This window comes from Pseudomonas sp. P4_C1 (genome assembly GCF_056402155.1).
This window is the reverse complement of sequence record NZ_JBFUHY010000016.1, coordinates 15,696-41,416: the sequence shown is the minus strand read 5'-3', so window position 1 is coordinate 41,416 and position 25,721 is coordinate 15,696. Positions and strand designations below refer to the sequence as shown.

At 61.5% G+C, this 25,721-nt stretch carries 25 protein-coding genes; 21 read left to right on the top strand and 4 right to left on the bottom strand.

The window, feature by feature from the left end:
• Window positions 1-192: 192 nt before the first annotated feature.
• From AC1DU9_RS12875 to AC1DU9_RS12825, 11 genes are all read left to right on the top strand, one after another.
• Window positions 193-1,557, top strand: coding sequence for a cache domain-containing protein (locus AC1DU9_RS12875; RefSeq protein ID WP_477810250.1), 1,365 nt, complete (start codon window positions 193-195; stop codon window positions 1,555-1,557).
• Window positions 1,558-1,592: 35 nt separating this feature from the next.
• Complete coding sequence (locus tag AC1DU9_RS12870) at window positions 1,593-2,225, top strand: response regulator (protein ID WP_057396633.1); 633 nt, start codon at window positions 1,593-1,595, stop codon at window positions 2,223-2,225.
• A gap of 136 nt (window positions 2,226-2,361) precedes the next feature.
• Window positions 2,362-2,685: a hypothetical protein gene (locus AC1DU9_RS12865; RefSeq protein ID WP_477810249.1), complete on the top strand. Its 324-nt coding sequence runs from the start codon at window positions 2,362-2,364 to the stop codon at window positions 2,683-2,685.
• Window positions 2,686-2,898: 213 nt separating this feature from the next.
• Window positions 2,899-3,489, top strand: coding sequence for an amino acid synthesis family protein (locus tag AC1DU9_RS12860; protein WP_007978708.1), 591 nt, complete (start codon window positions 2,899-2,901; stop codon window positions 3,487-3,489).
• 44 nt (window positions 3,490-3,533) lie between these two features.
• Complete coding sequence (locus AC1DU9_RS12855; protein WP_477810248.1) at window positions 3,534-4,367, top strand: alpha/beta fold hydrolase; 834 nt, start codon at window positions 3,534-3,536, stop codon at window positions 4,365-4,367.
• Window positions 4,364-5,845, top strand: a complete 1,482-nt coding sequence (locus tag AC1DU9_RS12850) for an aldehyde dehydrogenase (RefSeq protein ID WP_223463124.1) — start codon at window positions 4,364-4,366, stop codon at window positions 5,843-5,845. The genes AC1DU9_RS12855 and AC1DU9_RS12850 overlap by 4 nt, the downstream gene beginning before the upstream one ends.
• Window positions 5,846-5,857: 12 nt before the next feature.
• Window positions 5,858-6,343, top strand: coding sequence for a flavin reductase family protein (locus AC1DU9_RS12845; protein ID WP_223463125.1), 486 nt, complete (start codon window positions 5,858-5,860; stop codon window positions 6,341-6,343).
• A gap of 136 nt (window positions 6,344-6,479) precedes the next feature.
• Window positions 6,480-7,931, top strand: a complete 1,452-nt coding sequence (locus tag AC1DU9_RS12840; protein ID WP_223463126.1) for an NAD-dependent succinate-semialdehyde dehydrogenase — start codon at window positions 6,480-6,482, stop codon at window positions 7,929-7,931.
• A gap of 19 nt (window positions 7,932-7,950) precedes the next feature.
• Window positions 7,951-8,340, top strand: a complete 390-nt coding sequence (locus AC1DU9_RS12835) for a carboxymuconolactone decarboxylase family protein (RefSeq protein ID WP_007991919.1) — start codon at window positions 7,951-7,953, stop codon at window positions 8,338-8,340.
• 86 nt (window positions 8,341-8,426) lie between these two features.
• Entirely contained in the window at window positions 8,427-9,179 is a 753-nt protein-coding gene (locus AC1DU9_RS12830; protein ID WP_223463127.1) for a GntR family transcriptional regulator, read from the top strand.
• A 1-nt stretch (window position 9,180) separates the two neighbouring features.
• The gene (locus AC1DU9_RS12825) at window positions 9,181-9,744 is read left to right on the top strand and encodes an NUDIX hydrolase (RefSeq protein WP_477810247.1); all 564 of its coding nucleotides are present in this window, start codon (window positions 9,181-9,183) and stop codon (window positions 9,742-9,744) included.
• A 134-nt stretch (window positions 9,745-9,878) separates the two neighbouring features.
• On the opposite strand, the gene AC1DU9_RS12820 is transcribed toward AC1DU9_RS12825, so the two are convergent.
• The gene (locus AC1DU9_RS12820; protein ID WP_477810246.1) at window positions 9,879-10,175 is read right to left on the bottom strand and encodes a DUF1330 domain-containing protein; all 297 of its coding nucleotides are present in this window, start codon (window positions 10,173-10,175) and stop codon (window positions 9,879-9,881) included.
• A gap of 70 nt (window positions 10,176-10,245) precedes the next feature.
• Here AC1DU9_RS12820 and ribBA point away from each other — a divergent pair, with 70 nt between their 5' ends.
• From ribBA to AC1DU9_RS12790, 6 genes are all read left to right on the top strand, one after another.
• Window positions 10,246-11,355, top strand: a complete 1,110-nt coding sequence (ribBA, locus tag AC1DU9_RS12815; protein WP_477810245.1) for a bifunctional 3,4-dihydroxy-2-butanone-4-phosphate synthase/GTP cyclohydrolase II — start codon at window positions 10,246-10,248, stop codon at window positions 11,353-11,355.
• 329 nt (window positions 11,356-11,684) lie between these two features.
• Window positions 11,685-12,710, top strand: a complete 1,026-nt coding sequence (locus tag AC1DU9_RS12810) for an ABC transporter substrate-binding protein (RefSeq protein WP_223463130.1) — start codon at window positions 11,685-11,687, stop codon at window positions 12,708-12,710.
• Window positions 12,707-13,639: an ABC transporter permease gene (locus AC1DU9_RS12805; RefSeq protein ID WP_223463131.1), complete on the top strand. Its 933-nt coding sequence runs from the start codon at window positions 12,707-12,709 to the stop codon at window positions 13,637-13,639. The genes AC1DU9_RS12810 and AC1DU9_RS12805 overlap by 4 nt, the downstream gene beginning before the upstream one ends.
• A 6-nt stretch (window positions 13,640-13,645) precedes the next feature.
• On the top strand, window positions 13,646-14,455 hold the full coding sequence (locus AC1DU9_RS12800; protein WP_477810244.1) for an ABC transporter permease: 810 nt from the start codon (window positions 13,646-13,648) through the stop codon (window positions 14,453-14,455).
• A 16-nt stretch (window positions 14,456-14,471) separates the two neighbouring features.
• On the top strand, window positions 14,472-15,626 hold the full coding sequence (locus AC1DU9_RS12795) for an ABC transporter ATP-binding protein (protein WP_477810243.1): 1,155 nt from the start codon (window positions 14,472-14,474) through the stop codon (window positions 15,624-15,626).
• A 264-nt stretch (window positions 15,627-15,890) separates the two neighbouring features.
• Window positions 15,891-17,606: an amidase gene (locus tag AC1DU9_RS12790; protein ID WP_477810242.1), complete on the top strand. Its 1,716-nt coding sequence runs from the start codon at window positions 15,891-15,893 to the stop codon at window positions 17,604-17,606.
• Between the two features lie 43 nt (window positions 17,607-17,649).
• Here AC1DU9_RS12790 and AC1DU9_RS12785 read toward each other — a convergent pair whose 3' ends face one another.
• On the bottom strand, window positions 17,650-18,648 hold the full coding sequence (locus tag AC1DU9_RS12785) for a bile acid:sodium symporter family protein (protein WP_477810241.1): 999 nt from the start codon (window positions 18,646-18,648) through the stop codon (window positions 17,650-17,652).
• A gap of 86 nt (window positions 18,649-18,734) precedes the next feature.
• Between AC1DU9_RS12785 and AC1DU9_RS12780 the strand changes: the two genes are divergently transcribed.
• Window positions 18,735-19,523, top strand: coding sequence for an AraC family transcriptional regulator (locus AC1DU9_RS12780; RefSeq protein WP_223463135.1), 789 nt, complete (start codon window positions 18,735-18,737; stop codon window positions 19,521-19,523).
• A gap of 219 nt (window positions 19,524-19,742) precedes the next feature.
• Here the strand turns inward: AC1DU9_RS12780 and AC1DU9_RS12775 are convergent, their stop codons facing one another.
• The gene (locus tag AC1DU9_RS12775; protein WP_223463136.1) at window positions 19,743-20,843 is read right to left on the bottom strand and encodes a polyamine ABC transporter substrate-binding protein; all 1,101 of its coding nucleotides are present in this window, start codon (window positions 20,841-20,843) and stop codon (window positions 19,743-19,745) included.
• Between the two features lie 536 nt (window positions 20,844-21,379).
• Between AC1DU9_RS12775 and AC1DU9_RS12770 the strand changes: the two genes are divergently transcribed.
• A complete protein-coding gene (locus AC1DU9_RS12770; RefSeq protein WP_223463137.1) occupies window positions 21,380-22,000 on the top strand; it encodes a glutathione S-transferase family protein in 621 nt (206 codons plus the stop codon).
• A 142-nt stretch (window positions 22,001-22,142) separates the two neighbouring features.
• Here the strand turns inward: AC1DU9_RS12770 and AC1DU9_RS12765 are convergent, their stop codons facing one another.
• Entirely contained in the window at window positions 22,143-23,549 is a 1,407-nt protein-coding gene (locus AC1DU9_RS12765) for a purine-cytosine permease family protein (RefSeq protein ID WP_223463138.1), read from the bottom strand.
• A gap of 322 nt (window positions 23,550-23,871) precedes the next feature.
• On the opposite strand from AC1DU9_RS12765, the gene AC1DU9_RS12760 reads away from it, so the two are divergent.
• Together AC1DU9_RS12760 and AC1DU9_RS12755 are read left to right on the top strand one after the other, a co-directional pair.
• Complete coding sequence (locus AC1DU9_RS12760) at window positions 23,872-24,357, top strand: flavin reductase family protein (protein ID WP_008000480.1); 486 nt, start codon at window positions 23,872-23,874, stop codon at window positions 24,355-24,357.
• A 147-nt stretch (window positions 24,358-24,504) separates the two neighbouring features.
• On the top strand, window positions 24,505-25,548 hold the full coding sequence (locus AC1DU9_RS12755) for an LLM class flavin-dependent oxidoreductase (RefSeq protein WP_477810240.1): 1,044 nt from the start codon (window positions 24,505-24,507) through the stop codon (window positions 25,546-25,548).
• Window positions 25,549-25,721 lie beyond the last annotated feature (173 nt).

The window sequence follows — 25,721 nt, the reverse complement described above, 5'->3', positions numbered from 1 at the left end:
TTGCYCGCGATAGCGGACTGTCTGTCACATCACTCCTGAATGTGCCGCCCTCATCGCGAGCAAGCTCGCTCCCACAGGTTCTGCATTTCAATTGAATGGTGTCCCGGCCGTCAGTCATTCCGTCCAGCAACGCTACAGGCCCAGGGTATCTTTGGCATATGATCCCGAGCCTTCGCGCGGGCAGGAGTCAACATGCAGCTCAAACACAAGATCGTCGCCCTCGGGATTCTGCCGCTGGTGCTGGCCATTGCCGTCATCTGTGCGCTGGTGATTTCCCTCAACCGCCAACTGGGCGATCAACAGGCGCAACTGATCGAAGACAGCATTCTGGCGAGCAAGCGCGCGGAGCTGAAAAACTACGTGGAAATGGCGAAAAGCCTGATCGAGCCGCTGTACGACGACGGCCACGGCGATGCCCATGCCCAGCAACAAGTGCTGGAAGAACTGCGCAAGCTCAGCTTCGGCATCAACGGCTACTTCTTCGTCTACGACCACGAAGGCCGCAGCCTGATGCATGCGCGCCAGTCGGAACTGGTGGGCCAATACCTGTGGGACATGAAAGATCCCCACGGCCTGCCGGTGATCCAGGCGCTGCTCAAAAGCGCACAATCGGGCGAAGGTTTTCAACGCTACGCCTGGAACAAACCCTCCTCCGGCCAGGTGACCGACAAGCTCGCCTACGTGGTGATGCTCGATCGCTGGGGCTGGATGCTCGGCACCGGCATCTACCTCGAAGACGTCGAGCGCGCCACCCAGCAAGCCCGTGCCGAAGTGGCCATGGGCATCCGCAAGACCATGATGGCGATTGCCGTGGTCGCCCTGGTCGCGGTGCTGTTCGTGTTCGCCACCGGCATGACCCTCAACGTCAGCGAACACCGGCTGGCGGACAAGAAACTGCAGCGCCTGACCCAGCGCATTGTCAGCCTGCAGGAGGAAGAACGATCCCGGGTGTCCCGTGAACTGCACGACGGCATCAGCCAGGTGCTGGTTTCGATCAAGTTTCAGTTCGAACTGGCCAGCCATCTGCTGGAACGCGGACAGGCCAACGACAAGGGCTTGAACACGTTAAAAGAAGCCACCGAGCGCCTGGGCGATGCCATCGGTGAAGTCCGCAGTCTCTCCCATGACCTGCGCTCATCCTTGCTCGACACCCTCGGCCTGCCGGCGGCCATCGGCCAATTGGCCGCCGAATTCGAGCAGCGCAGCGGGCTGAGCGTGACCTATGACGAAAATGAATTCGACTGCCAACTGGTCGACGGCGCGGCTGTTGCACTGTTCCGCATCGTCCAGGAAGGACTGACCAATATTGAACGCCACGCCCAGGCGAAGAGCGTGTCCATTACCCTGCGCGGCTGCGAACAATCGGTGCGGCTGACCGTGGTCGATGACGGCATCGGTTTCAACGTCGCCCAGGTCGAACGTCGTCAGGCCGGCATTGGTTTGCGTAACATCCGCGAACGCGTCGAACATTTTGGCGGACGCTTCGATTTGATCTCGATGCCGGGCAGAAGCGAGCTGGACGTGCTGCTGCCGATGAAACCTGGCGCAAAGCGCTGACCCGGCCCCAAAAACTACAAGAGTGAACAGCTGCGATGAACCTGCCCTCCCCGATCCGCGTCGCCCTGGTCGACGATCACTCCCTGGTCCGCGACGGCATCAAGGCGCTGCTGGCCGTGATGTCGCCCCTGGAAATGGTCGGCGAAGCGGAAAACGGCGCCGAAGCCATCGAGATGGTCGGACGTTGCCAGCCGGACCTGCTGCTGGTCGACATCAGCCTGCCGGACATGAACGGCCTGGAACTGACCCGCGTGCTACGCAGCCAATACCCGTCGCTCAAGGTGCTGGTGCTGAGCATGTACGACAATTACGAGTACGTCAGTGAATCGGTGCGCTCCGGCGCCAGCGGCTACGTGCTGAAAAACGCCCCGTCACGGGAAATCATCGCCGCCATCGAAGCCATCAGCAGCGGCGGAACCTTCTACAGCGCCGAAATCGCCCAGCGGCTGATCGCCGACAGGAACACCGACAACGAACTGACCCCGAGGGAAAGCCAGGTGCTGTCGAAGATGGCGCAAGGGTTGAACAACAAGGAAATGGCCCGGGAACTGGACATCAGCGTGCGCACGGTGGAGACACACCGCTTGAGCATTCGGCGCAAGCTCAACATCGACAAGCCGGCGGCGCTGGTCAAATACGCCATAGATCATGGGCTTATTTCTCGCTAACACCCCACCCTCCCACAGGGATCTGCGATCCATTGACTGCGTCGATAGTCACCATTGATTCAATGAAGTTCTCTTAAAAAATCCACGGCGTAACATCTGCTCCGTACCCACCCATAACAACCCGGAGCACACCATCATGAAACGCCAAACCTTCCTCAGCATCGCTTTCTCGGTTTTTGCAGTGAACGCTTTTGCCGCTACTTCTGCTCAGCCAGTTGTCGCCGAAGGCGGTTCGGATCGTCTGATTGAAAGCCGTGTGGCCGAGGGTGGCTCCGATCGTCTGATCGAGAATCGTGTAGCGGCTGATGGTTCTGATCACCTGAATGGCAATCGCGTTGCTGCTGACGGCTCCGATCACCTGAATGACAACCGTGTTGCTGCTGACGGCTCCGATCATCTGAATGGCAACCGTGTTGCCGAAGGTGGTTCCGACCGCCTGATCGAAAGCCGCAACGCCTGAATGCATGGCGGTACCGCAAGACTCGACGAAAGACCCGGCCTGAACAGCCGGGTTTTTTTTTGTGTTTTTTTTGAGCGGCCCGTACGACGCATTTCCCCCGCCCTGCCGCCTTTTCATCGCCATCCGACCAGAAACTCATTTCAGGGTCTTGTGCTTCCTATATTATGGTATACCATCAGACGCACAGACACCCAAACCTCTACGGAGCAGCTCATGAGTTTCGAAATCCGCAAGATCGTCAGCTATGTCGAAGAAACCTTTATCGAAGGCGGCAAAGCCACCGATAAGCCCGTGACCATGGTCGGTCTGGCCGTGGTGATGAAGAACCCCTGGCTGGGCAACGGTTTCGTCGAAGACCTCAAACCACAGATCCGCGCCAATTGCTCCGACCTCGGCGCACTGATGGTCGAGCGCCTGGTGGGCATCATCGGCGGTGCCGAGAAAATCGAGGCTTACGGCAAGGCTGCCGTGGTCGGTGCCGATGGCGAAATCGAGCACGCTTCGGCGGTGATCCACACCTTGCGCTTCGGCAACCATTACCGCGAAGCGGTCAAGGCCAAGAGCTACCTGAGCTTCACCAACAAGCGCGGCGGCCCGGGCACCTCGATTCAGATCCCGATGATGCACAAGGACGACGAAGGCCTGCGTTCGCACTACATCACTCTGGAAATGCAGATCGAAGACGCACCGCGTGCCGACGAAATCGTCGTGGTCCTGGGTTGCGCCGACGGCGGCCGCCTGCACCCGCGCATCGGCAACCGTTACATCGACCTGGAAGAACTGGCCGCCGAAAAAGCCCAGTAACCGGCCAGCAGAACGACAACAAGAAGGCATTGCAGGAGCGCTCCATGATTCGGCTCACCGCTGAACTCACCCCGGCTGGCACCAGTTACCTGGCGACCGGCCAAGGCCAGCCCGTGGTCTTGATCCACGGCGTGGGCCTGAACAAAGAAATGTGGGGTGGCCAGATCGTTGGCCTGGCCACGCAGTATCGCGTCATCGCCTACGACATGCTCGGCCATGGCGCCAGCCCGCGCCCGGAAAGCGGCACGCCGCTGCTCGGCTATGCCGACCAGTTGCTGGAGCTGCTCGACCACCTGCAATTGCCCAAGGCAACGGTGATCGGTTTTTCCATGGGCGGGCTGGTGGCGCGGGCGTTTGCCCTGCACTACCCGCAACGCCTGGAAGGCCTGGTGGTGCTCAACAGCGTGTTCAACCGCAGCGCCGAACAGCGCGCCGGGGTCATTGCCCGCACCAGCCAGGCTGCCGAACACGGACCGGACGCCAATGCCGAAGCGGCGCTGTCGCGCTGGTTCAGCCGTGAATACCAGGCGGCCAACCCGGCGCAGATCGCGGCGATTCGCCAGACCCTGGCCGGCAATGACCCCCAGGGTTACCTGACCACTTATGAGCTGTTCGCCACTCAGGACATGTACCGCGCCGACGACCTGGCCAGCATCCAGGTGCCGACGCTGATCGCCACCGGCGAACTGGACCCGGGCTCGACCCCGGAAATGGCCCGGCAACTGGCCGAACGCATTCCCGGCGCGACCGTTGCCGTCCTCGCCGAGCAACGGCATATGATGCCCGTAGAATCGCCGCGCCTGGTCAACCAGCTGTTGCTGGAGTTTCTGCAGGCCGCGCACTCCAAACAAAACCAGATCAAGGGGATCGTTGCATGACACTCGCACGCTTCCAGATGTGCATCGGCGGTGAATGGGTCGATGCCCTGTCCGGCAAGACCTTCGAAAGCCTCAACCCGGCGCTGGCCGAACCCTGGGCCGAACTGCCCGATGCCGACGAAGCCGACGTCGAGCGCGCCGTGCAGGCAGCGCAATCGGCTTTCGACAGCCCGGCCTGGCGCGGTTTGACCGCCACCGCTCGCGGTAAATTGCTGCGGCGCCTGGGCGACCTGATCGCCGAAAACAAAGAACAACTGGCGCAGCTGGAAAGCCGCGACAACGGCAAGCTGATCCGCGAAACCCGTGGCCAGGTCGGCTATCTGCCGGAGTTCTTCCACTACACCGCAGGCCTGGCGGACAAGCTCGAAGGCGGCACCCTGCCGCTGGACAAGCCGGACCTGTTTGCCTACACCGTGCACGAAGCCATGGGCGTGGTCGCCGCGATCATTCCGTGGAACAGCCCGCTGTACCTGACCGCGATCAAACTCGCCCCGGCCCTCGCCGCGGGCAACACCATCGTGATCAAGCCGTCGGAACACGCTTCGGCAACGATTCTTGAACTGGCGCGCCTGGCCCTGGAAGCCGGGATTCCGCCGGGGGTGGTCAACGTTGTCACCGGATATGGCCCGAGCACCGGCGCCGCCCTCACCCGCCATCCGCTGATCCGCAAGATCGCCTTCACCGGCGGCGCGGCCACGGCGCGGCATGTGGTGCGCAGCAGCGCGGAGAACTTCGCCAAGCTGTCGCTGGAACTGGGAGGCAAATCGCCGAACATCATCTTCGCCGACGCCGACCTCGACAGCGCGATCAACGGCGCCATCGCCGGGATCTACGCCGCCTCCGGGCAGAGCTGCGTCTCCGGTTCGCGCCTGCTGGTGCAGGACGAGATCTACGACGAATTCGTCGGCCGTCTGGTGGAACGCGCCCGGCGCATCCGCATTGGCAACCCCCAGGACGACAGCAGCGAAATGGGCCCGATGGCCACCGCCCAACAACTGGCCGTGGTCGAAGGCCTGGTGGCCGACGCCATTGCCGAAGGTGCGCGCCTGCGCCTGGGCGGCAAGCGTCCGGAGAATCTGGGCGACGGCTGGTTCTACGAACCGACGCTGTTCGAATGCGACCGCAACTCGATGAAGATCATGCAGGAAGAAGTCTTTGGTCCGGTGGCTTCGGTCATCCGTTTCAAGGACGAAGCCGAAGCCCTGGCGATTGCCAACGACTCGCAGTTCGGCCTCGCCGCCGGCATCTGGACCCGTGACCTGGGTCGTGCCCATCGACTGGCCCGGGACGTGCATTCGGGGATCATCTGGGTCAACACCTATCGCGCGGTCTCGGCCATGGCGCCGATCGGCGGCTTCAAGAACAGCGGCTATGGACGCGAAAGCGGCATCGATTCGGTGCTGGCCTACACCGAGCTGAAAACGGTGTGGATCAACCTGTCCCAGGCACCGATGCCTGATCCCTTCGTGATGCGCTAGGAGTCCTGGAAAATGATCGAACCCGGCATTTACAAAGACGTGATGAGCTCGTTCCCGTCCGGGGTCACGGTGGTCACCACCCTGGACCCGGCCGGCGGCATCGTCGGCATCACCGCCAGCGCCTTCAGTGCGCTGTCGATCGACCCGGCACTGGTGCTGTTCTGCCCCAACTACGGCTCCGACACCTACCCGGTGCTGCGCGACAGCAAGCAGTTCGCGATTCATCTGCTGTCCGCCGACCAGACCGCCGAAGCCTATGCCTTCGCCGGTAAAGGCAAGGACAAGGCCAAAGGCATCGAGTGGCACTTGAGCGAACTGGGCAATCCGATCCTCGCCAAGGCGACGGCGATCATCGAGTGCGAACTGTGGCGCGAATACGACGGCGGCGATCACGCGATCATCGTCGGCGCGGTGAAGAACCTGATCCTGCCCGCGCAACCGGTGACGCCGATGATCTACCACAAAGGCAAGCTGGGGCCRCTGCCCACCCTGGCCTGACGGATCTACACAATCCCCTGTGGGAGCGAGCTTGCTCGCGATGACGGTGTATCAGTCGACATAGATGTTGAATGTCAGTCCGCTATCGCGAGCAAGCTCGCTCCCACAGGGTCCATCACTTTTCTCAGGAGCCGGCATGAGCCCAGCAGCTTCGTTACTGTTCCGTCAGCAGGCCTACATCGATGGCCAGTGGCTGGACGCGCCGGATGGCGCCTGTCAGGACATCTTCAATCCAGCCACCGGCGAGTTGATCGGCCAGGTGCCGAACCTCGGTACCGAACACGCTCGTCTAGCCATCGATGCCGCCAACAAAGCCTGGCCGGCCTGGCGCGCGCTGACCGCCAAGGAGCGCAGTAACACGCTCAAGCGCTGGCATGCCTTGATGCTGGAAAACGCCGACGCCCTGGCTGAAATCCTCACCCTCGAACAAGGCAAGCCACTGGCTGAAGCCAAGGGCGAAATCCTCTACGCCGCGAGCTTCATCGAGTGGTTCGCCGAAGAGGCCAAGCGCATCTACGGCGACACCATTCCCAGTCACAAGGGTGATGCGCGCATCGTGGTCAGCAAGGAGCCGATTGGCGTGGTCGCGGCCATTACGCCGTGGAACTTCCCGGCGGCGATGATCACGCGCAAGGCCGGCCCGGCACTGGCCGCCGGTTGCCCGTGCATCGTCAAACCGGCCCCGGAAACGCCCTTCTCGGCGCTGGCCATGGCGGCTCTGGCGGAACAGGCCGGCATTCCAGCGGGTATTTTCAATGTGATCACCGGCGACGCCGTGGCCATCGGTGGTGAGCTGACCGGCAGCAGCCTGGTGCGCAAACTGTCGTTCACCGGCTCCACTGCCATCGGCAAATTGCTGATGGCCCAGTGCGCGCCGACGCTGAAAAAAGTCTCGCTGGAACTGGGCGGCAACGCGCCGTTCATTGTCTTCGACGATGCCGACCTGGAGCGTGCCGTTGACGGCGCGTTGATCGCCAAATTCCGCAACGCCGGGCAGACCTGCGTTTGCGTCAACCGTTTCCTGGTGCAGGACGGCATCCACGACGCCTTTGTCGCGCGCCTGGCCGAGCGGGTTTCGCAACTCAAGGTCGGCAGCGGTTTCGAGGATGGCGTCACCCAAGGGCCGCTGATCAATGAGCGTGCCGTGGCCAAGGTCGAAGACCACGTGCAGGACGCGCTGGCCCACGGCGCACAATTGCTGTGCGGCGGCGAACGCCATGCATTGGGCAACGGCTTCTTTCAGCCAACCGTTTTGGCGGGCGTTACCACGCAAATGAAAGTCGCCCAGGAAGAAACTTTCGGTCCACTGGCAGCGGTGTTCCGTTTCGACACCGAGGCCCAGGCCGTCGAGATGGCCAACGACACCGAATTCGGCCTGGCCGCCTACTGCTACACCCGCGACCTGGGCCGCGCCTGGCGCATGAGCGAGGCGCTGGAGTACGGCATGGTCGGGATCAACGAAGGGCTGATTTCCACCGAAGTCGCGCCGTTTGGCGGCATCAAGTCCTCGGGGCTGGGCCGTGAAGGGTCGAAGTACGGCATCGAGGATTACCTGGAACTCAAATACACCTTGATGGGCGGCCTCTGAGCCCACGGGAGCTACGCAAATGAACAACGAAAAATACGAAAAAGGCCTGAAGATCCGCACCCAGGTGCTGGGTGAGGCCTACGTCAATCGCTCCATCGAGAACGCCGACGACTTCACCCGACCGTTGCAGGAAATGGTCACCGAGTATTGTTGGGGTCATGTCTGGGGCCGTGAGGGTTTGTCGCTCAAGGAGCGCAGCATGATCAACCTGGCGATGATCTCGGCCCTCAACCGGCCCCACGAACTCAAACTGCATGTGCGCGGCGCCTTGCGTAACGGCCTGAGTCGTGAGCAAATACGCGAAATATTGCTTCAGGTCGGCATTTATTGCGGTGTCCCCGCTGCCGTAGACAGTTTCCGGCTCGCCCGTGAAGCCTTCGCCGAAGCCGATGCCGAGGCCTCCAGTTAACCCTTGGCTGTTTGATGACAGAGCACATGGATTCCCGTAATCGAAGTGCTCTTTTTGCATGGACAGCCACAATCAGAGCGGACCCCATGAAACGCCTGCCACTCGACGACAGCTTCAAGGTCAATCGCAACCCGGTCACCCTGCGCGAAATCGTGCTGGATAAACTGCGAAGCGCCATCATGAACTTCCAGCTCATGCCGGGAGACCGACTGGTCGAACGCGATCTGTGCGATCGCCTGGGCGTCAGCCGTACTTCCGTGCGCGAAGCCTTGCGTCACCTGGAATCCGAAGGTCTGGTGGAATTCGCCGACGCCAAGGGCCCGCGGGTCGCGATCATTACCCTGGCCGATGCCGTCGACATCTACGAGCTGCGCTGCGTACTCGAAGGGCTGATCGTGCAACTGTTCACCCTGCGCGCGAAGGCCAAGGACATCAAGGCCCTGGAAAAAGCCCTGGAAGAAAACCGCAAGGCGCTCAAAGACGGCGAACTGCAACAGGTCATCGACTCGGTGCAGGGTTTCTACGATGTGCTGCTTGAAGGTTCGGGCAACCATGTCGCGGCCACTCAACTGCGTCAATTGCAGGCACGCATCAGCTACCTGCGCGCGACCTCGGTGTCCCAGGAAAACCGTCGCAGCGCCAGTAACCAGGAAATGGAGCGCATGGTCGAGGCGATCAAGGGCGGTGACCCGCTGGCCGCCCACCAGGCGTGCGTCGACCACGTGCGAGCGGCCGCTGCCGTGGCCCTGGACTACCTCAAGCGCAAACAGGAAGAAACCGGCGCCACGCCGCAGATCACCCTACCCATCGCGCTGAAAGAACCGCGCATAGGTCGCTGAAATGTTCAGCCCGAGCTTTTGCCCCAAGTGCGGCAGCGCAGACCTTAGGTCACAGCTGCCGCCGGGCGATACGCACGAGCGCCTGATGTGTCGCGGCTGCGGCTACATCCATTACGTCAATCCGAAGATCATTGCCGGCTGCATCATCGAGCAGGACGGCAAGTACCTGTTGTGCCAGCGCGCGATTCCACCGCGCCCCGGCAGCTGGACGTTGCCGGCGGGCTTCATGGAAAGTGGCGAGACCACCGAGCAGGCCGCGCTGCGGGAAGTCTGGGAAGAAAGCGGCGTGCGTGCGGAAATCGTCTCGCCCTATTCGATCTTCAGCGTGCCGCAGATCAGCGAGGTGTACATCATCTTCCGCGCCATCGCGCTGGAGATTACCGGGCAGTACGGCCCGGAAACCCTCGACTACCAATTCTTCGCGCCCGAGGACATTCCCTGGGACAGTATTTACTACCCGGCGATTCGGCAGATCCTTGAGCGCTATATCGAAGAGCGTCAGGCTGGGGTGTATGGCATTTACATGGGTAATGACGACAGCGGCAAAATCCATTTCATCCGCTGAAAAATCCCCCACTCCCCTGTAGGAGCGAGCCTGCTCGCGATGGTCGTCAACGATGACGCGTGCTGACTGACCGAACGCGTTGCTCTGACGTTTTTCGCGAGCAGGCTCGCTCCTACAGGGTCAAGCGGTGTTGGTTAGAGCGGCGCCATGCCCTCGACAATAATCACCTCTGCCTTCGCCACACCCTCACGGTGCCCCCTTGCCTCCTGATACAACGCCGAGTGATAGCAAGCCACCGCCTGCTCATAGGAATCAAACTCGATCACCACACTGCGCTGCGGCGTAGACCTACCTTCCATCGCCTCGCTGCGCCCACCCCGCGCCAGAATCCGACCGCCATACAAGGCAAACGCCTGCGGCGCCCGCCGGGTGTATTGGCTGTATTGATCAGGGTCAGTGACATCCACATGAGCAATCCAGTACGCCTTCATAGTGACCTCTCGGTTTATTTTGTATTATGGTATACCACATTACCAATCCAACAAATACCGAGACTCCAGCATGGCCTTCAACAGCATCGAAGAAATCATCGAAGATTACCGCCTCGGCAAAATGGTCCTGCTGGTCGACGATGAAGACCGGGAAAACGAAGGCGACCTGTTGCTGGCCGCCGACTGCTGCACACCCGAGGCGATCAGCTTCATGGCCCGTGAAGCCCGGGGCCTGATCTGCCTGACCCTGACCGACGAGCACTGCAAGCGCCTGGGCCTGGAACAGATGGTGCCGAGCAACGGCAGCGTGTTCAGCACCGCCTTCACCGTGTCCATCGAGGCCGCCGTCGGTGTGACCACCGGTATCTCCGCAGCGGATCGGGCATGCACCGTGGCCGCTGCCGTCGCCGCCCATGCCGGCCCCGCCGACATCGTGCAACCCGGCCACATCTTCCCGTTGCGCGCCCGGGAAGGCGGCGTGCTGACCCGTGCCGGCCATACCGAAGCTGGCTGCGACCTGGCCCGCCTGGCCGGCCATACGCCCGCCTCGGTGATCGTCGAAGTGATGAACGACGACGGCACCATGGCCCGCCGCCCGGACCTGGAAGTGTTCGCGCGCAAGCACGGGATCAAGATCGGCACCATCGCCGACCTGATTCACTATCGCCTGAGCACCGAACACACCATCGTGCGCATTGGTGAACGTGACCTGCCGACCGTGCATGGCACCTTTCGTCTGATCACCTTTGAGGATCGCATCGAAGGAGGTGTCCACATGGCTATGGTCATGGGCGATTTGCGTCGCGATGAGCCGACGCTGGTGCGGGTGCATGTGATTGACCCGTTGCGCGACCTGGTCGGCGCCGAATACAGCGGGCCGAGCAACTGGACGTTGTGGGCCGCCTTGCAGCGAGTCGCCGCCGAAGGCCACGGCGTGGTGGTGGTGCTGGCCAATCACGAATCCTCCCAGGCGTTGCTCGAACGCGTGCCGCAATTGACCCAGCCGCCACGGCAGTTCAGCCGTTCGCAGTCGCGGATTTATTCGGAGGTGGGCACTGGAGCGCAGATCCTGCAGAACCTGGGTGTTGGCAAATTGCGCCACCTGGGGCCGCCACTGAAGTATGCGGGTTTGACCGGGTATGACCTGGAGGTGGTCGAGAGTATTCCATTCACCGAGTGACCCTCGATTTAGCGCAATTCATTGTAGGAGCGAGCCTGCTCGCGATGGCGGCATGACAGTCAACACTTATATCGACTGACACGCCCTCATCGCGAGCAGGCTCGCTCCTACAGGGGATTGCGTTGCCTGACCGGCTCCGGCCAATCCCCAGAACCCAAAAATCCACTTTCGGCTGATAGTCGGTACGGCAAAGTGCTTGCACAAAGTTTGGAATACCATAATATGATATTCCATAGACCGAACAGTCAGCACTGACTCGACGGACTGATGCTCCCGATAGGCGGGCACTCGAAAGCCCCGCTCATAAACACAACAATGAGGGCGTGAAAATGGTGTTGAACAAACGTGCGACCGCGGTTCTTTTTGCGGGACTGTTGAGCGTGACCAGCCAGGCATTGCTGGCGGCTGAAAGCGTCAACTTCGTGAGTTGGGGCGGCAGCACCCAGGATGCGCAGAAGCAGGCCTGGGCCGACCCGTTCAGCAAGGCCAGCGGCATCACCGTGGTGCAGGATGGCCCGACCGACTACGGCAAACTCAAGGCCATGGTCGAAAGCGGCAACGTGCAATGGGACGTGGTCGACGTCGAAGCCGACTTCGCCCTGCGCGCCGCCTCCGAAGGCTTGCTCGAACCCCTCGACTTCAAAGTCATACAGCGCGACAAGATCGACCCGCGCTTCGTCAGCGATCACGGCGTCGGTTCGTTCTTCTTCTCCTTCGTTCTCGGCTACAACGAAGGCAAGCTCGGCGCCAGCAAGCCTCAGGACTGGTCCGCGCTGTTCGACACCAAGACCTACCCCGGCAAGCGCGCCCTCTACAAATGGCCAAGCCCTGGCGTGCTCGAACTGGCGCTGCTGGCCGACGGCGTGCCTGCCGACAAACTCTACCCGCTGGACCTGGACCGCGCGTTCAAAAAACTCGACACCATCAAGAAAGACATCGTCTGGTGGGGCGGCGGCGCGCAGTCGCAGCAGTTGCTGGCCTCCGGTGAAGCGAGCATGGGCCAGTTCTGGAACGGCCGGATTCACGCCCTGCAAGAAGACGGCGCCCCGGTCGGCGTAAGCTGGAAGCAGAACCTGGTCATGGCCGACATCCTGGTCATTCCCAAGGGTTCGAAAAACAAGGACGCGGCGATGAAGTTCCTGGCCAACGCCAGCAGTGCCAAGGGCCAGGCCGACTTCTCCAACCTGACCGCCTACGCCCCGGTCAACGTCGACAGCGTGCAGCGCCTGGACTCGGTGCTCGCCCCGAATCTGCCGACCGCTTACGCCAAGGATCAGATCACTCTTGATTTCGCGTACTGGGCCAAGAACGGTCCTGCCATCGCGACACGGTGGAACGAATGGCTGGTCAAATGAAAATGACGGCAACCGCATCCCGTCCCTCCACGTCAGTCGGGAGCGCCCCTGGCGCTGCCGGCAAGGCGGCTGCAATGACGCAATCGCCAAGCCTGGCCCAACGCTGGCGCGGATCGAGCAACCTGATCCCCGCCCTGCTGTTCCTCGGCCTGTTCTTCCTCGCGCCGCTGATTGGCCTGCTGTTGCGCGGCGTGCTGGAACCGGTGCCGGGCCTGGGCAACTACGAGCAACTGTTCGCCAACTCGGCCTATGCGCGGGTGTTGCTCAACACCTTCTCGGTGGCGGGACTGGTGACGCTGTTCAGTCTGTTGCTGGGTTTCCCGCTGGCCTGGGCGATCACCCTGGTGCCCCGTGGCTGGGGTCGCTGGATCCTCAACATCGTGCTGCTGTCGATGTGGACCAGCCTGCTCGCCCGCACCTACTCCTGGCTGGTGCTGCTGCAAGCCTCCGGGGTGATCAACAAGGCGTTGATGGCCATGGGCATCATCGATCAACCGCTGGAGATGGTGCACAACCTCACCGGCGTGGTGATCGGCATGAGCTACATCATGATCCCGTTCATCGTGCTGCCATTGCAGGCGACCATGCAGGCCATCGACCCGATGATCCTGCAGGCTGGTTCCATCTGCGGCGCCAGCCCCTGGACCAACTTCTTCCGGGTGTTCCTGCCACTGTGCCGGCCGGGGCTGTTCTCCGGCGGCCTGATGGTGTTCGTGATGTCCCTCGGTTACTACGTGACCCCGGCGCTGCTGGGCGGTGCGCAGAACATGATGCTGCCCGAGTTCATCATTCAGCAGGTGCAGTCGTTCCTCAACTGGGGCCTGGCCAGCGCCGGCGCCGCGTTGCTGATCGTGATCACGCTGGTGCTGTTCTACTTCTACCTGAAGCTCCAGCCGGAATCCCCGGTTGGCGCCAGCAACGCGAGGTAAGCCGTCATGCTCCTGACCCCCAATGCCATGAGCCGGCGCATGCGCTTCGGCCTGTATGCCACCACCGGGCTGATCGGGCTGTTCCTGCTGCTGCCGATCGTGTTCATCGTGCTGCTGTCGTTCGGCTCGTCGCAATGGCTGGTGTTCCCGCCACCGGGCTGGACACTGAAATGGTACGGCCAGTTCTTCTCCAACGCCGACTGGATGAACGCGACGATGGCCAGCCTCAAGGTCGCGGTGCTGACTACGTTCTTCGCCGTCGCGCTGGGCCTTCCGACCGCGTTCGCCCTGGTGCGTGGCCGCTTCCCCGGCCGGGAAATGCTCTACGGCCTGTTCACCCTGCCGATGATCGTGCCGTTGGTGATCATCGCCGTGGCGGTCTACGCGCTGTTCCTGAAACTGGGTTACACCGGGACCATGTTCGCGTTCGTAGTCAGCCACGTCATCGTCGCGTTGCCGTTCACCATCATCTCGATCATCAACTCGCTGAAGCTGTTCGATCAGTCGATTGAAGATGCGGCGGTGATCTGCGGCGCCTCGCGCCTGCAAGCGGTGTTCAAGGTGACCTTCCCGGCGATCCGTCCGGGCATGGTGGCCGGCGCCCTCTTCGCCTTCCTCGTCTCGTGGGATGAAGTGGTGCTGAGCGTGATGATGGCCAGCCCGACCCTGCAAACCCTTCCCGTGAAAATGTGGACCACCCTGCGCCAGGACCTGACGCCCGTGATCGCCGTCGCCTCGACGCTGCTGATCGGCCTCTCGGTGTTGGTCATGGTCATCGCCGCTGCCCTGCGCCGGCGCAACGAAATCAGCGCTTGAGCGCCAGGAGTACGACATGAGTGCAGTGATCAAAGATTCCGCGCAGCAAAATGACAAACCCCTGGTCAGCCTGCGTAACCTGAACAAGCACTACGGCGACTTTGCCGCCGTGGACAACATCTCGCTGGATATCAAGGACGGTGAATTCCTCACCTTCCTCGGCTCCAGCGGCTCGGGCAAAAGCACCACGCTGTCGATGCTGGCCGGCTTCGAAACCCCGAGCAGCGGCGAGATCCTGGTCAACGGCCAGTCGCTGGTGAACGTGCCGCCGCACAAGCGCGACATCGGCATGGTGTTCCAGCGCTATTCGCTGTTCCCGCATCTGTCAGTGCGCGACAACATCGTCTTCCCGCTGGCCATTCGCAAACTGGCCGCCGCCGAACGCGAGCGCCGGGTCGATGCGATGCTCAAACTGGTGCAGCTCGAGCAATTTGCCCATCGCCGCCCTTCGCAACTCTCCGGTGGCCAGCAGCAACGAGTCGCTATCGCCCGGGCGCTGGTTTACGAACCACGCATCCTGCTGATGGACGAACCCCTCGGTGCACTGGACAAAAAACTGCGTGAAGACTTGCAGGATGAACTGCGTCAGCTGCATCGACGCCTGGGCATCACCATCGTCTATGTGACCCACGATCAGGAAGAGGCCATGCGCCTGTCCCAGCGCATCGCGATTTTCAGCCACGGCAAGATCGTCGGCCTGGGCAGCGGCTATGACCTGTACCAGAACCCGCCGAACGCCTTTGTCGCGTCGTTCCTCGGCAACTCGAACTTCCTCAAGCTCAAGGCCCAGGGTAATGCGGTGGCGAGCTTCGAAGGCCAGGCACTGTCGATCCGCCTCACCGCCGGCCTGCACACCGATCAGGACGTGCTGTTGATGGTGCGTCCGGAAAAAGCCCTGGCCCTGAGCAATGAACAAGCCCTTGCCGAACCGCTGGCCGCCGGCTGGAACGAAGTCTCGGCCAAGGTCGTGGAAGTCCTGTTTCTCGGCGAAAGCCAGACCTGCAGCGTGGTCACTGCTGGCGGCACCTCGATGACGGTCAAGGCACTGTCCGCCGCCGGCATGCCGCTCAAGGCCGGTGACCCGGTGCGAGTGCGCTGGGCCACCGCCGATGCCTGCGTCTACACCGAATGGGCCGAAAGCGACCTGAACAAGGCCGCCGGCGCTCACTGATCCATTGGCCTGCGCGCGCGAGCCACTATAATGAGTCACCCTCGGGCCACCACAACGTCGGGTTGTGGTGGCCTTTTTTCTGTCGCCTGTAAGATAAATTGGACAACGGATTCCTAAAATCCCGGTTTAATGCTAAATAGTGCTCAGTATTTTTAACACCCGACCCTGTCGTGCCACACAGTGCAACGAGAATAACGATATGAAAGTCCATTTCGAGAAAAGTGAAGTGTTTGGGACCCTCCACCTGCAAGCGGCGGCGGCAACATGATCGAAGTTACCGAAGTTTCCATTGCCGAGTTGCGCGCCGCGCTCGAATCCGGCCAGACCACGTCGGTTGAGTTGGTCCAGGCTTATCTCGCGCGGATCGACGCCTATGACGGCCCCGAAACGCCAACGGCCCTGAACGCGGTCGTGGTGCGCAACCCCGAAGCGCTCGCCGAGGCCCAGGCGTCCGACGCCCGTCGCGCCAAGGGCCAGACGCTGGGCCCGCTGGACGGCATCCCTTACACCGCCAAGGACAGCTATCTGGTCAAGGGCCTCACCGCCGCATCCGGCAGCCCGGCCTTCAAGGACCTGGTTGCCTATCGCGATGCGTTCACCATCGAGCGCCTGCGCGCTGCCGGGGCGATCTGCCTGGGCAAGACCAACATGCCGCCGATGGCCAACGGCGGGATGCAGCGCGGCGTCTACGGCCGCGCCGAGAGCCCGTACAACGCTGACTACCTCACCTCCCCTTTCGCCTCCGGTTCGTCGAACGGCGCGGGTACTGCCACTGCCGCAAGTTTCGCGGCCTTCGGCCTGGCGGAAGAAACCTGGTCGAGCGGCCGTGGACCGGCCTCGAACAATGGTTTGTGCGCCTACACGCCGTCACGCGGGGTGATCTCGGTGCGCGGCAACTGGCCGTTGACCCCGACCATGGACGTGGTCGTGCCGTTTGCCCGGAGCATGGCCGACCTGCTCGAAGTGCTCGACGTGGTAGTGGCCGATGACCCGGACACCCGTGGCGATCTGTGGCGCCTGCAACCCTGGGTGCCGATCCCGAGCTCGTCCTTGGTGCGCCCCAAATCCTACGCGGCGCTGGCCGCCAACAGCGAGGCGCTCAAAGGCAAGAAGTTCGGCATTCCACGCATGTACATCAACGCCGATCCAGAAGCCGGCACCTCTGAAGCGCCAGGCATCGGCGGCCCAACCGGCCAACGCATCAACACCCGTCCTTCGGTGATCGGGCTCTGGGAACAGGCACGCAAGGCCCTCGAAGACGCGGGTGCCGAAGTGATCGACGTGGATTTCCCGCTGGTCTCCAATTGCGAGGGCGATCGCCCTGGTGCGCCGACCGTGTTCAATCGCGGCATCGTTTCCAAAGAATTTTTACACCATGAACTGTGGGACCTGACCGCCTGGGCGTTCGATGATTTCCTGCAGGCCAACGGCGACCCGAAACTGAATCGCCTGGTCGATGTCGACGGCCCGCAGATCTTCCCTCACGACCCGGGCACCCTGCCCAACCGCGAAGGCGACCTGGTTGCCGGCATGGACGAATACGTGCGCATGGCCGAACGCGGCATCACCCCGTGGGACCAGATCAGCACGATGCCGGACGGCCTGCGCGGACTGGAGAAAACCCGCAAGATCGATCTGGAAGACTGGATGGATCGCCTGGGTCTCGACGCAGTGCTGTTCCCGACGGTCGCCGACGTGGGTCCGGCGAATGCCGATGTCGATCCGCAATCGGCGGATATCGCCTGGAGCAACGGCGTCTGGGTCGCCAACGGCAACCTCGCCATCCGTCACCTGGGCGTGCCGACAGTCACCGTGCCGATGGGCGTGATGCCGGACATCGGCATGCCGGTCGGCCTGACGTTTGCCGGGCGCGCCTATGACGACTCTTCGCTGCTGCACCTGGCATCGGCGTTCGAGTCGACCGGCAACAAACGCATGATCCCGCCGCGCACGCCGCCATTGACGGCTGACAAGCGGTAATCGACACCGGGACTGGAGCCTTTACCGCTCCAGTCCCGGATCATCAGGGGTCGACTTGAGCCATCAGCTCCGGAATCGATTCCGGCCGATTGGCATAACGCTGCGCCAGCACCGCACAGACCATCAGTTGAATCTGGTGGAACAGCATCAACGGCAGGATCAGCACGCCAATGGTGCTACCGGCAAACAACACCTGGGCCATCGGCACGCCGGTCGCCAGGCTTTTCTTCGACCCGCAGAAGAGAATGGTGATGCGGTCTTCCTGGTTGAAACCGAATGCCTTGCCCAGTACGGTCGAGGCCACCAACACCAGCGCCAGGACCACGCAGCACGCCACCACCAGCCCAGCCAGGTCCAGCAGCGGAATCTGGTGCCAGAGCCCCTCGATCACCGCCTCGCTGAACGCGCCGTAGACCACCAGCAGAATCGAACCCTGATCGACGAACTTCAACCAGCTCTTGTTGCGCGCCACCCAGTTGCCGATCCAGCGCCGCGCGATTTGCCCGGCAATGAACGGCAGCAGCAACTGCACGCTGATCTTGAGGATGGCGTCGAGGGTCGAGGCGCCTTCGCCGTGCACATTGAGCAGCAGGGTCACCAGCAATGGCGTGAGGAATATCCCGAACAGGCTGGACGCTGCCGCGCTGCAAATCGCCGCCGGGATATTGCCCCGTGCCAGCGAAGTAAAGGCAATCGCCGATTGCACCGTAGCGGGCAGCGCACACAGGTAAAGCATGCCCATGTACAGGTCGTTGCCGATCAGTGGCGACAACAGCGGTTTTAGCGCCAGGCCGAGCAACGGAAACAGCACGAAGGTCAGGCTGAACACCAGCAGATGCAAGCGCCAGTGCCCGGCACCGGCAATGATCGACTCGCGGGACAGCTTGGCGCCATGCAGGAAAAACAGCAGCGCGATGGCGATGTTGGTCAGCCAGCCAAAACCGACCGCGACCTGACCGCTGGCGGGCAGCAGGCTGGCGAGCGTCACCACGCCGATCAGGGTCAGGGTGAAGTTGTCGGGTAAMAAACGGGGGCGAGTCATGGGGTTGATCATCCGGGGGGTTGCCAGTACGTGAAAGCGACTCTAACGTGACTGGGAATTACCGACTAACGCCGATGAGCCAGCTGATGCCGCCCAAAGGACATGACAAGAGTGTTCGACGCAGTATTCCCGGGCTGTCCAGCCTGCCGCGACCGCTCTACGGCCGTACCGAATCGCTGCCCAATCGCGCACTGACCCGGCGCCACAGCCATCCGTGGGTACAGCTTTCCTATGCGATTGCGGGCGTGCTCGAAATACAGACCGGCGTCGGGCGCTTCGTCGCCCCGCCGGAGCGTGCGGTGTGGATTCCGGCGGGCATGCCGCACCGGGTGTTCAGTTCGCCGCGCACGGAAATGCGCAGCCTGTACATCGATTGCAGCGTCTCGGCGTGGGCGCAGCCGGGCTGTCATGTGTTGGAGGTCAGTGATCTGTTGCGCGAGTTGATCCGCGCCTTCAGCCAGATTCCAGTGGAATACGATCAGGACGGTCCCCACGGTCGGTTGGCCCAGGTGATTCTGGATCAGTTGGCGCAAGCGCCACAGATCGATTTGATGCTGCCCCTGCCCCAGGACAGCCGATTGCGGCAAATCGCCCAAAGCCTGGAGTCGCACCCGGAGCAACAGACCACCCTCAGCCACTGGAGCGACAAATTCGGCGTCACCGAGAAAACCCTCAGTCGCCTGTTCCTGCGTGACACCGGCCTGACGTTTCGCGCCTGGCGTCAGCGTTTGCGCCTGCTCGGCGCCTTGACGCCACTGGAACAGGGCGAGCGGGTGACCGATGTCGCATTGGCCTGCGGCTACGACTCGACGTCGGCGTTTATCGCAGCCTTCCGCCAGCAGTTTGGCGAAACGCCGGGGGAGTTTTTTCGCTGAGCCCTGCACCGTACATCTCTGTTGCCTGTCAGTCCGCCATCGCGAGCAAGCTCGCTCCCACAGTTTTTTGTGTCGAGCACAGGTTTTGTGTACACCCATACCCCTGTGGGAGCGAGCTTGCTCGCGATGGCGGTGGATCAGTCGACACCTGTACCGACTGACACTCCGCATTCGCGAGCAGGCTCGCTCCTACAGGGATTTCGCATAAATAGCCCCGTGTTACTGATCGGACTTGATGCTGGTCCAGACCCGCGTGCGCACCCGCTCGAGCTTTTGCGGCAATGGCTGCACGACGTACAGCGTCTTCAGCGCCTCGCTGGTCGGTGTCAGGTTCGGGTTGCCGGTGATGTCCTTGTCGATCAGCGCCAGCGAGTCCTTGTTGGCATTCGGGTAACCGAGGAAGTCGCTGATCGGCGCGATGACTTTCGGGTCCAGCAGGTTGTTGAGGAATTCGTGGGCCTCGGCGACGTTCTTCGCGCTTTTCGGGATGGCGAAGGTGTCGAACCAGATCGGCGCGCCTTCCTTCGGCAGGCGCCAGTCGACGACCACGCCGTTGCCCGCCTCCTTGGCGCGATTGCCGAATTGATAGAAGCTGCCGGAGTAACCGATGGCCACGCAGATATCGCCATTGGCGATGTCGGTCATGTACTTGGCGGAGTTGAAGTAGGTGACGTAAGGGCGGACTTTGAGCATCAGCGCCTTGGCTTTTTCGTAGTCATCGGGGTTCTGGCTATTCGGGTCCAGCCCCAGGTAATGCAGGGCCAGCGGCAGGATCTCCGACGGCGAGTCGAGCATGGCGACGCCACAGGCCTTGAGCTTCTCCATGTTCTCGGGCTTGAACACCAGGTCCCAGCTGTCCACCGGCGCATTCTCGCCCAGCGCCGCTTTGACCTTGGCCGGGTTGAAGCCGATCAGCACGGTGCCGTACATGTAGGGCACGCCGTACTGGTTGCCGGGGTCGTTCTTGTCCAGCAGCTTGAGCAGTGCCGGGTCCTGGTGCGACCAGTTCGGCAGTTTGGACTTGTCGAGTTTCTGGAACACGCCCGCCTTGATCTGGGTTTCGATGAACTGGTTCGATGGCACCACCAGATCGTAGCCCGAGTTGCCGGTGAGCAGCTTGGCTTCCAGGGACTCGTTGGTGTCGAAGGTGTCCCAGGTCACCTTGATCCCGGTGTCCTTGGCGAAGTCCTTGGGCACGGACGGCAGGATGTAGTCCGCCCAGTTGTACACCCGCAATTCGTGCTGTTCGGCGTGCACCGCGCCGGCCAGCAGCGACAGTCCGCAAACGCTGGCGCCCAGTATGCGTTTCATTGAGTCCATGGATCATTTCCCCAAGTGTGGCGTGAGTTCGATGGTTTTTATGTTCTGTACACGGCAGCAATCTTGAAAATAGCCAAGGGTAAGGAAGTGAAGCTTCTGGTTGTGATTTGACCTTGGGTTGCCGACTCGGCAACCCGCGTCTGATTCTTGCTGACGTCGGCGCCGGTTGACAGCGTGAGGCAGGCCAAAAGGAGATCGAAGCGGCCAAAATACCTGTCCGCTTTGATCGGTGCAGTGGGGCAATCAATCCTCGGTTAGTCCGAACTGACGATGCCTGCGTAGCCTGTCTGCTGCTTATTACGCATTACACCAATAACAAGATCACGAGGCTTCGATGAATGGCCTGTGAAACGCTTAATACATTCCGAGAGGCTATTATCAAACGCGATGAAAGTAGTTTTCGTGGAGGGATAAGGCTTGTCGCGCTGGGGTATGGACGATCACTGTTTTTGTAATTCGGTGCGGCGGATTTTCATCATACTGACATCATCGGCAGTGTTCGGTGTCTGCCTGTGTCCCGACAGGAGCAATGACCCATGAACGATCAAATCGAACTGTACGGCGCGAACACCGGCAACAGCCTGCGGGCCGCGATTGCCCTGGAAGAATCCGGCATCGCCTACACGGCACGCAGGCTCGACCTGTATGCGCAGGAACACCGTGGCCCGGCCTTCCTGGCGCTGAACCCGGCCGGGAAAGTCCCGACCCTGATCGATCACGGTACGACACCGGCGCTGGTGATCAACCAGTCAAACGCCATCATTCAGTACGCCGACTCCAAGGCACCGGGACGGCTGGCACCAGCGCAGCCCGGACCTGAGCGTATCCGGGTGATTGACCGCTATTTCTTTTTCGTGACCGATGTCATCGCCCCCAGCCAGGCCGCGTTTTTTCTGCACCAGGCAGGGCAGGACAAGGCGGCGGCGATCATCGATCTGCGGGTGATCGAGCAACTGACTTACGCGGAAAGTTTTTTGACTGCCGGGTTCATGGCCGGAGCGCAGTTCTCCATGGCCGACATTTCGGCGTTCACCATCGCCACAGCGTTCCGTGATCGACTGGAATGGAAAGAGCTTGCGCAACTTTCGCGCTGGTTCGATACCGTCGAAGCCAGGCCGGCGGTACAACGCGGCCTGAATGCGTTCAAACATTCCTGAGTGGTCGATGTGCTGACGCTTATGTAGGAGCGAGCCTGCTCGCGAAGGACTCAAGTGCGCCGCGTTTAACCGGTAAGCACGCGTTATCGTTGACGTCCATCGCGAGCAGGCTCGCTCCTACAAACTGCAGCATTCCATTAGTTCAATCGGTGTAGCCGAACTTCACCGAACGGCTTTCCTGCGCCTGGCTTCGCGTAGCGAGGCAGTAATACAACGGACACGTCACCACCAGTCCCACCAGCCACGACAGGTCCGCGCCCTCGACCAGATTGGCGTATGGCCCGACGTACAGCGAAGTATTGGCGAACGGTAGCTGCACGATGATGCCGATGAAGTAAGCGATGATCGCGTGCAGGTTGAAGCGACCGTAGATGCCGCCGTCAGCGCGGAAGATCGATGCGATGTCATAGCGACGACGCTTGATCAGGTAAAAGTCGATCAGGTTGATCGAGGCCCACGGCACCAAGACCAGCAACAGGGCAAGAATCAGGCCGATGAACTGCGAAATGAAGTTCGCCGAAGCGCCCAGCGCCACCACGCAGCAACCCGCCAGTACGATGCCCGACAACACCACGCGCACCTTGATGCTCGGCGTCCACTGGCTGGCGAAGGTCTGGATCGAAGTGATGATCGACAGCACCGCGCCATACAGATTCAAGGCGTTGTGGCTGATGATGTTGAGCAGGAACAACACCATCAGGATCGGCCCCAGCCAACCGGTGGACTGCTTGACTGCCGCCATCGCCTCGGTGCCTTCCGGGGTTGCCAGTACCGCTACGGCGCCGAAGGTGAACGACAGGATCGTGCCCAGGGTCGCCCCCAGGTAGGTGGCGAAGAACGGCCGGGTGATGCCGATATCCGCCGGCAGGTAGCGCGAGTAGTCCGACACGTACGGCGAGAAGCTGATTTGCCAGATGATGCCCAGCGAGACCGTGGCCAGCCAGCCGGACAGGTTGAAGCCGCCGCGAGTGAAGAAGTCCGCCGGCAAGTCATGGGCGAAGATGTAGAGGAAACCGGCGAGCAACGCGCTGCCCATCACCCAGGTGCCGATGCGGTTGAGGGTATGGATGAAGCGGTAGCCAATCACCCCGATCGCCGTGGCACTGAGGGCACCGATGAGAATGCTGGCCGGCACCGGAACCGACGGCGCAATGCCGACAATCGATTTACCTGCCAGCACGATGTTGGAAATGAAGAAACCGATGTAGATCAGCGCCGCGAAGAACACGATCAGCAGCGCGCCATAGCGGCCGAACTGACCACGGCTCTGCACCATCTGCGGAATGCCCATGCACGGCCCCTGGGCGGACGCGAGGGCAATCACCACACCGCCGACCATGTGCCCGAGGGCAATCGCCAGCAAGCCCCAGAACAGGTTGAGGTGGAACACCTGGACCACCATCGCGCCGGTGACGATGGGCAGTGGCGCGATGTTGGTGCTGAACCACAGGGTGAAAAGATCGCGGGCCTTCCCGTGGCGCTCTGCGAGTGGAACGTAGTCGACCGTGTGATTCTCGATCAACGGATCTTGCCGGGACATCTGGGACATGTGCATGAACTCGAGTTTGTCTGTTCTTATCTTTGTATGAAGCCAAACCGGGGGGACTCTCTGGCCGCCCCTCAGATGCGAACCATATTATGGTATTCCAAACTTTAAACAAGACTGATCCGGTCTTTGAACAAGCATCTGAGCCGGCATCCTGCCCGATTCACGCCAGCACTTGCTAGCTGAATACCCCGTAATCATTGGGTTTCAGACGAGTACCTTACGTTTATCGGTTCACCTAAAAAGACCTTGCAATAGATGTATTACGGTATACCATCAGACCTACAACACATAAAAACGCGTCACACCACCCGAGGACCGTCCAATGATCGATGCCGCCATCTACAAACAAGTCATGGGTTCGTTCCCGTCCGGAGTGACCGTGATCACCACCCTGGATGACGACGGGCAAATCGTCGGCCTGACCGCCAGCGCCTTCAGCTCGCTGTCGATGGACCCGGCCCTGGTGTTGTTCTGCCCCAACTACAGCTCCGATTCCTACCCGGTGTTGATCAAGAACAAGCGCTTCGCCATCCACGTGCTTTCCGGCGGCCAGCAAAACGAAGCCTATGCTTTCGCACGCAAAGGCAAGGACAAGGCCCAGGGGATCGAGTGGACGCTCAGCGAGTTGGGCAACCCGATTCTGGCCAACGCCACGGCGGTCATCGAATGTGAGCTGTGGCGCGAATATGAAGGCGGTGACCACGCCATCATGGTCGGCGCGGTGAAAAACCTGATCGTGCCCCGGCAGAGCAGCGGGCCGCTGGTGTATTGCCACGGCAAGATGGGTGCCCTGCCCGTTCTGGCCTGACGCCGAAGTCAATGGAATAAGCGCATACCCTGTGGGAGCGGGCTGCCGGCAGAGAAATGTTTTTGCAGAAATATCGTATTATGGTATACCAATTAACAACAGGCCCGCAGTCGACAGGCCAACAACAAAAGATTCGAGGTAAGCGTCATGAAGTTTTCCCTGTTCGTACACATGGAACGTTGGGACGAAAGCGTCAGCCACCGCCAGTTGTTCGAAGACCTGACCGAACTGACCCTGATGGCCGAAGCCGGTGGTTTCAGCACCGTGTGGATCGGCGAACACCACTCCATGGAGTACACCATCTCGCCAAGCCCGATGCCGTTGCTGGCTTATCTGGCGGGCAAGACCACCACCATTCACCTGGGCGCCGGCACCATCATCGCGCCGTTCTGGCATCCGCTGCGGGTGGCCGGTGAATGCGCGTTGCTCGACGTGATCAGCAACGGGCGCATGGAAGTGGGTCTGGCCCGTGGTGCCTACCAGATCGAGTTCGACCGCATGGCCGGCGGCATGCCAGCGTCCTCCGGCGGCCAGGCGCTGCGGGAAATGGTTCCGGTGGTGCGGGCACTGTGGAGCGGCGACTACGCCCATGACGGCGACATCTGGAAATTCCCGACCTCCACCAGCGTGCCCAAGCCGATTCAGCAGCCGAACCCACCGATGTGGATCGCCGCCCGCGATCCGGACTCGCACAACTTCGCCGTGGCCAACGGCTGTAACGTCATGGTCACGCCGCTGATGAAAGGCGACGAAGAAGTCCTCGACCTGAAGAACAAATTCCAGGCTGCCCTGGACAACAATCCTGGCGTGCCGCGCCCGCAATTGATGGTGCTGCGTCACACCCACGTGCACACCGCTGACGATCCAGAAGGCTGGCAAGTCGGGGCCAAGGCGATCTCCAAGTTCTACCGCACCTTCGATGCCTGGTTCGGCAACAAGACCACCCCGGTCAACGGCTTCCTCGCGCCGAGCCCGGAGGAGAAATTCGCCGGTCGCCCGGAATTCGAACTGGAAAGCCTGCACAAGACCGCCATGATCGGCACCCCGGAAGAAATCATTCCGCGCATCAAGTACTACCAGGAACTGGGGGTCGACGAATTCAGCTTCTGGTGCGATAACAGCCTGCCCCACGCGGAGAAGAAAAAATCCCTGGAGCTGTTCATCAAGCACGTGGTGCCAGCGTTCCGCTGATTGTGCCGCTCTGCTCCCCGGACGCGAAGCCGGGGCGCAGCACACCTCAACGGTGGGAGCCTGCTCGCGATAGCGGAGTGTCAGTCAACATCAATGCTGGATGTGCCGGCCTCATCGTCGGAACGCCGCCCGGACCAAGCTCGCTCCCACAATGTTCGAGGGTGTACACAGGC

Bases quoted from the DNA above. Each gene is read 5' to 3' on its own strand.
- AC1DU9_RS12825 (WP_477810247.1), top strand. From the start codon at position 9,181: ATGTTCAGCCCGAGCTTTTGCCCCAAGTGCGGCAGCGCAGACCTTAGG.
- AC1DU9_RS12830 (WP_223463127.1), top strand. From the start codon at position 8,427: ATGAAACGCCTGCCACTCGACGACAGCTTCAAGGTCAATCGCAACCCG.
- AC1DU9_RS12755 (WP_477810240.1), top strand. From the start codon at position 24,505: ATGAAGTTTTCCCTGTTCGTACACATGGAACGTTGGGACGAAAGCGTC.
- AC1DU9_RS12795 (WP_477810243.1), top strand. From the start codon at position 14,472: ATGAGTGCAGTGATCAAAGATTCCGCGCAGCAAAATGACAAACCCCTG.
- AC1DU9_RS12835 (WP_007991919.1), top strand. From the start codon at position 7,951: ATGAACAACGAAAAATACGAAAAAGGCCTGAAGATCCGCACCCAGGTG.
- ribBA (WP_477810245.1), top strand. From the start codon at position 10,246: ATGGCCTTCAACAGCATCGAAGAAATCATCGAAGATTACCGCCTCGGC.
- AC1DU9_RS12850 (WP_223463124.1), top strand. From the start codon at position 4,364: ATGACACTCGCACGCTTCCAGATGTGCATCGGCGGTGAATGGGTCGAT.
- AC1DU9_RS12860 (WP_007978708.1), top strand. From the start codon at position 2,899: ATGAGTTTCGAAATCCGCAAGATCGTCAGCTATGTCGAAGAAACCTTT.
- AC1DU9_RS12875 (WP_477810250.1), top strand. From the start codon at position 193: ATGCAGCTCAAACACAAGATCGTCGCCCTCGGGATTCTGCCGCTGGTG.
- AC1DU9_RS12765 (WP_223463138.1), bottom strand. From the start codon at position 23,549: ATGTCCCAGATGTCCCGGCAAGATCCGTTGATCGAGAATCACACGGTC.
- AC1DU9_RS12775 (WP_223463136.1), bottom strand. From the start codon at position 20,843: ATGGACTCAATGAAACGCATACTGGGCGCCAGCGTTTGCGGACTGTCG.
- AC1DU9_RS12810 (WP_223463130.1), top strand. From the start codon at position 11,685: ATGGTGTTGAACAAACGTGCGACCGCGGTTCTTTTTGCGGGACTGTTG.
- AC1DU9_RS12840 (WP_223463126.1), top strand. From the start codon at position 6,480: ATGAGCCCAGCAGCTTCGTTACTGTTCCGTCAGCAGGCCTACATCGAT.
- AC1DU9_RS12770 (WP_223463137.1), top strand. From the start codon at position 21,380: ATGAACGATCAAATCGAACTGTACGGCGCGAACACCGGCAACAGCCTG.
- AC1DU9_RS12805 (WP_223463131.1), top strand. From the start codon at position 12,707: ATGAAAATGACGGCAACCGCATCCCGTCCCTCCACGTCAGTCGGGAGC.
- AC1DU9_RS12780 (WP_223463135.1), top strand. From the start codon at position 18,735: ATGCCGCCCAAAGGACATGACAAGAGTGTTCGACGCAGTATTCCCGGG.
- AC1DU9_RS12790 (WP_477810242.1), top strand. From the start codon at position 15,891: ATGATCGAAGTTACCGAAGTTTCCATTGCCGAGTTGCGCGCCGCGCTC.
- AC1DU9_RS12820 (WP_477810246.1), bottom strand. From the start codon at position 10,175: ATGAAGGCGTACTGGATTGCTCATGTGGATGTCACTGACCCTGATCAA.
- AC1DU9_RS12855 (WP_477810248.1), top strand. From the start codon at position 3,534: ATGATTCGGCTCACCGCTGAACTCACCCCGGCTGGCACCAGTTACCTG.
- AC1DU9_RS12865 (WP_477810249.1), top strand. From the start codon at position 2,362: ATGAAACGCCAAACCTTCCTCAGCATCGCTTTCTCGGTTTTTGCAGTG.
- AC1DU9_RS12760 (WP_008000480.1), top strand. From the start codon at position 23,872: ATGATCGATGCCGCCATCTACAAACAAGTCATGGGTTCGTTCCCGTCC.
- AC1DU9_RS12800 (WP_477810244.1), top strand. From the start codon at position 13,646: ATGCTCCTGACCCCCAATGCCATGAGCCGGCGCATGCGCTTCGGCCTG.
- AC1DU9_RS12870 (WP_057396633.1), top strand. From the start codon at position 1,593: ATGAACCTGCCCTCCCCGATCCGCGTCGCCCTGGTCGACGATCACTCC.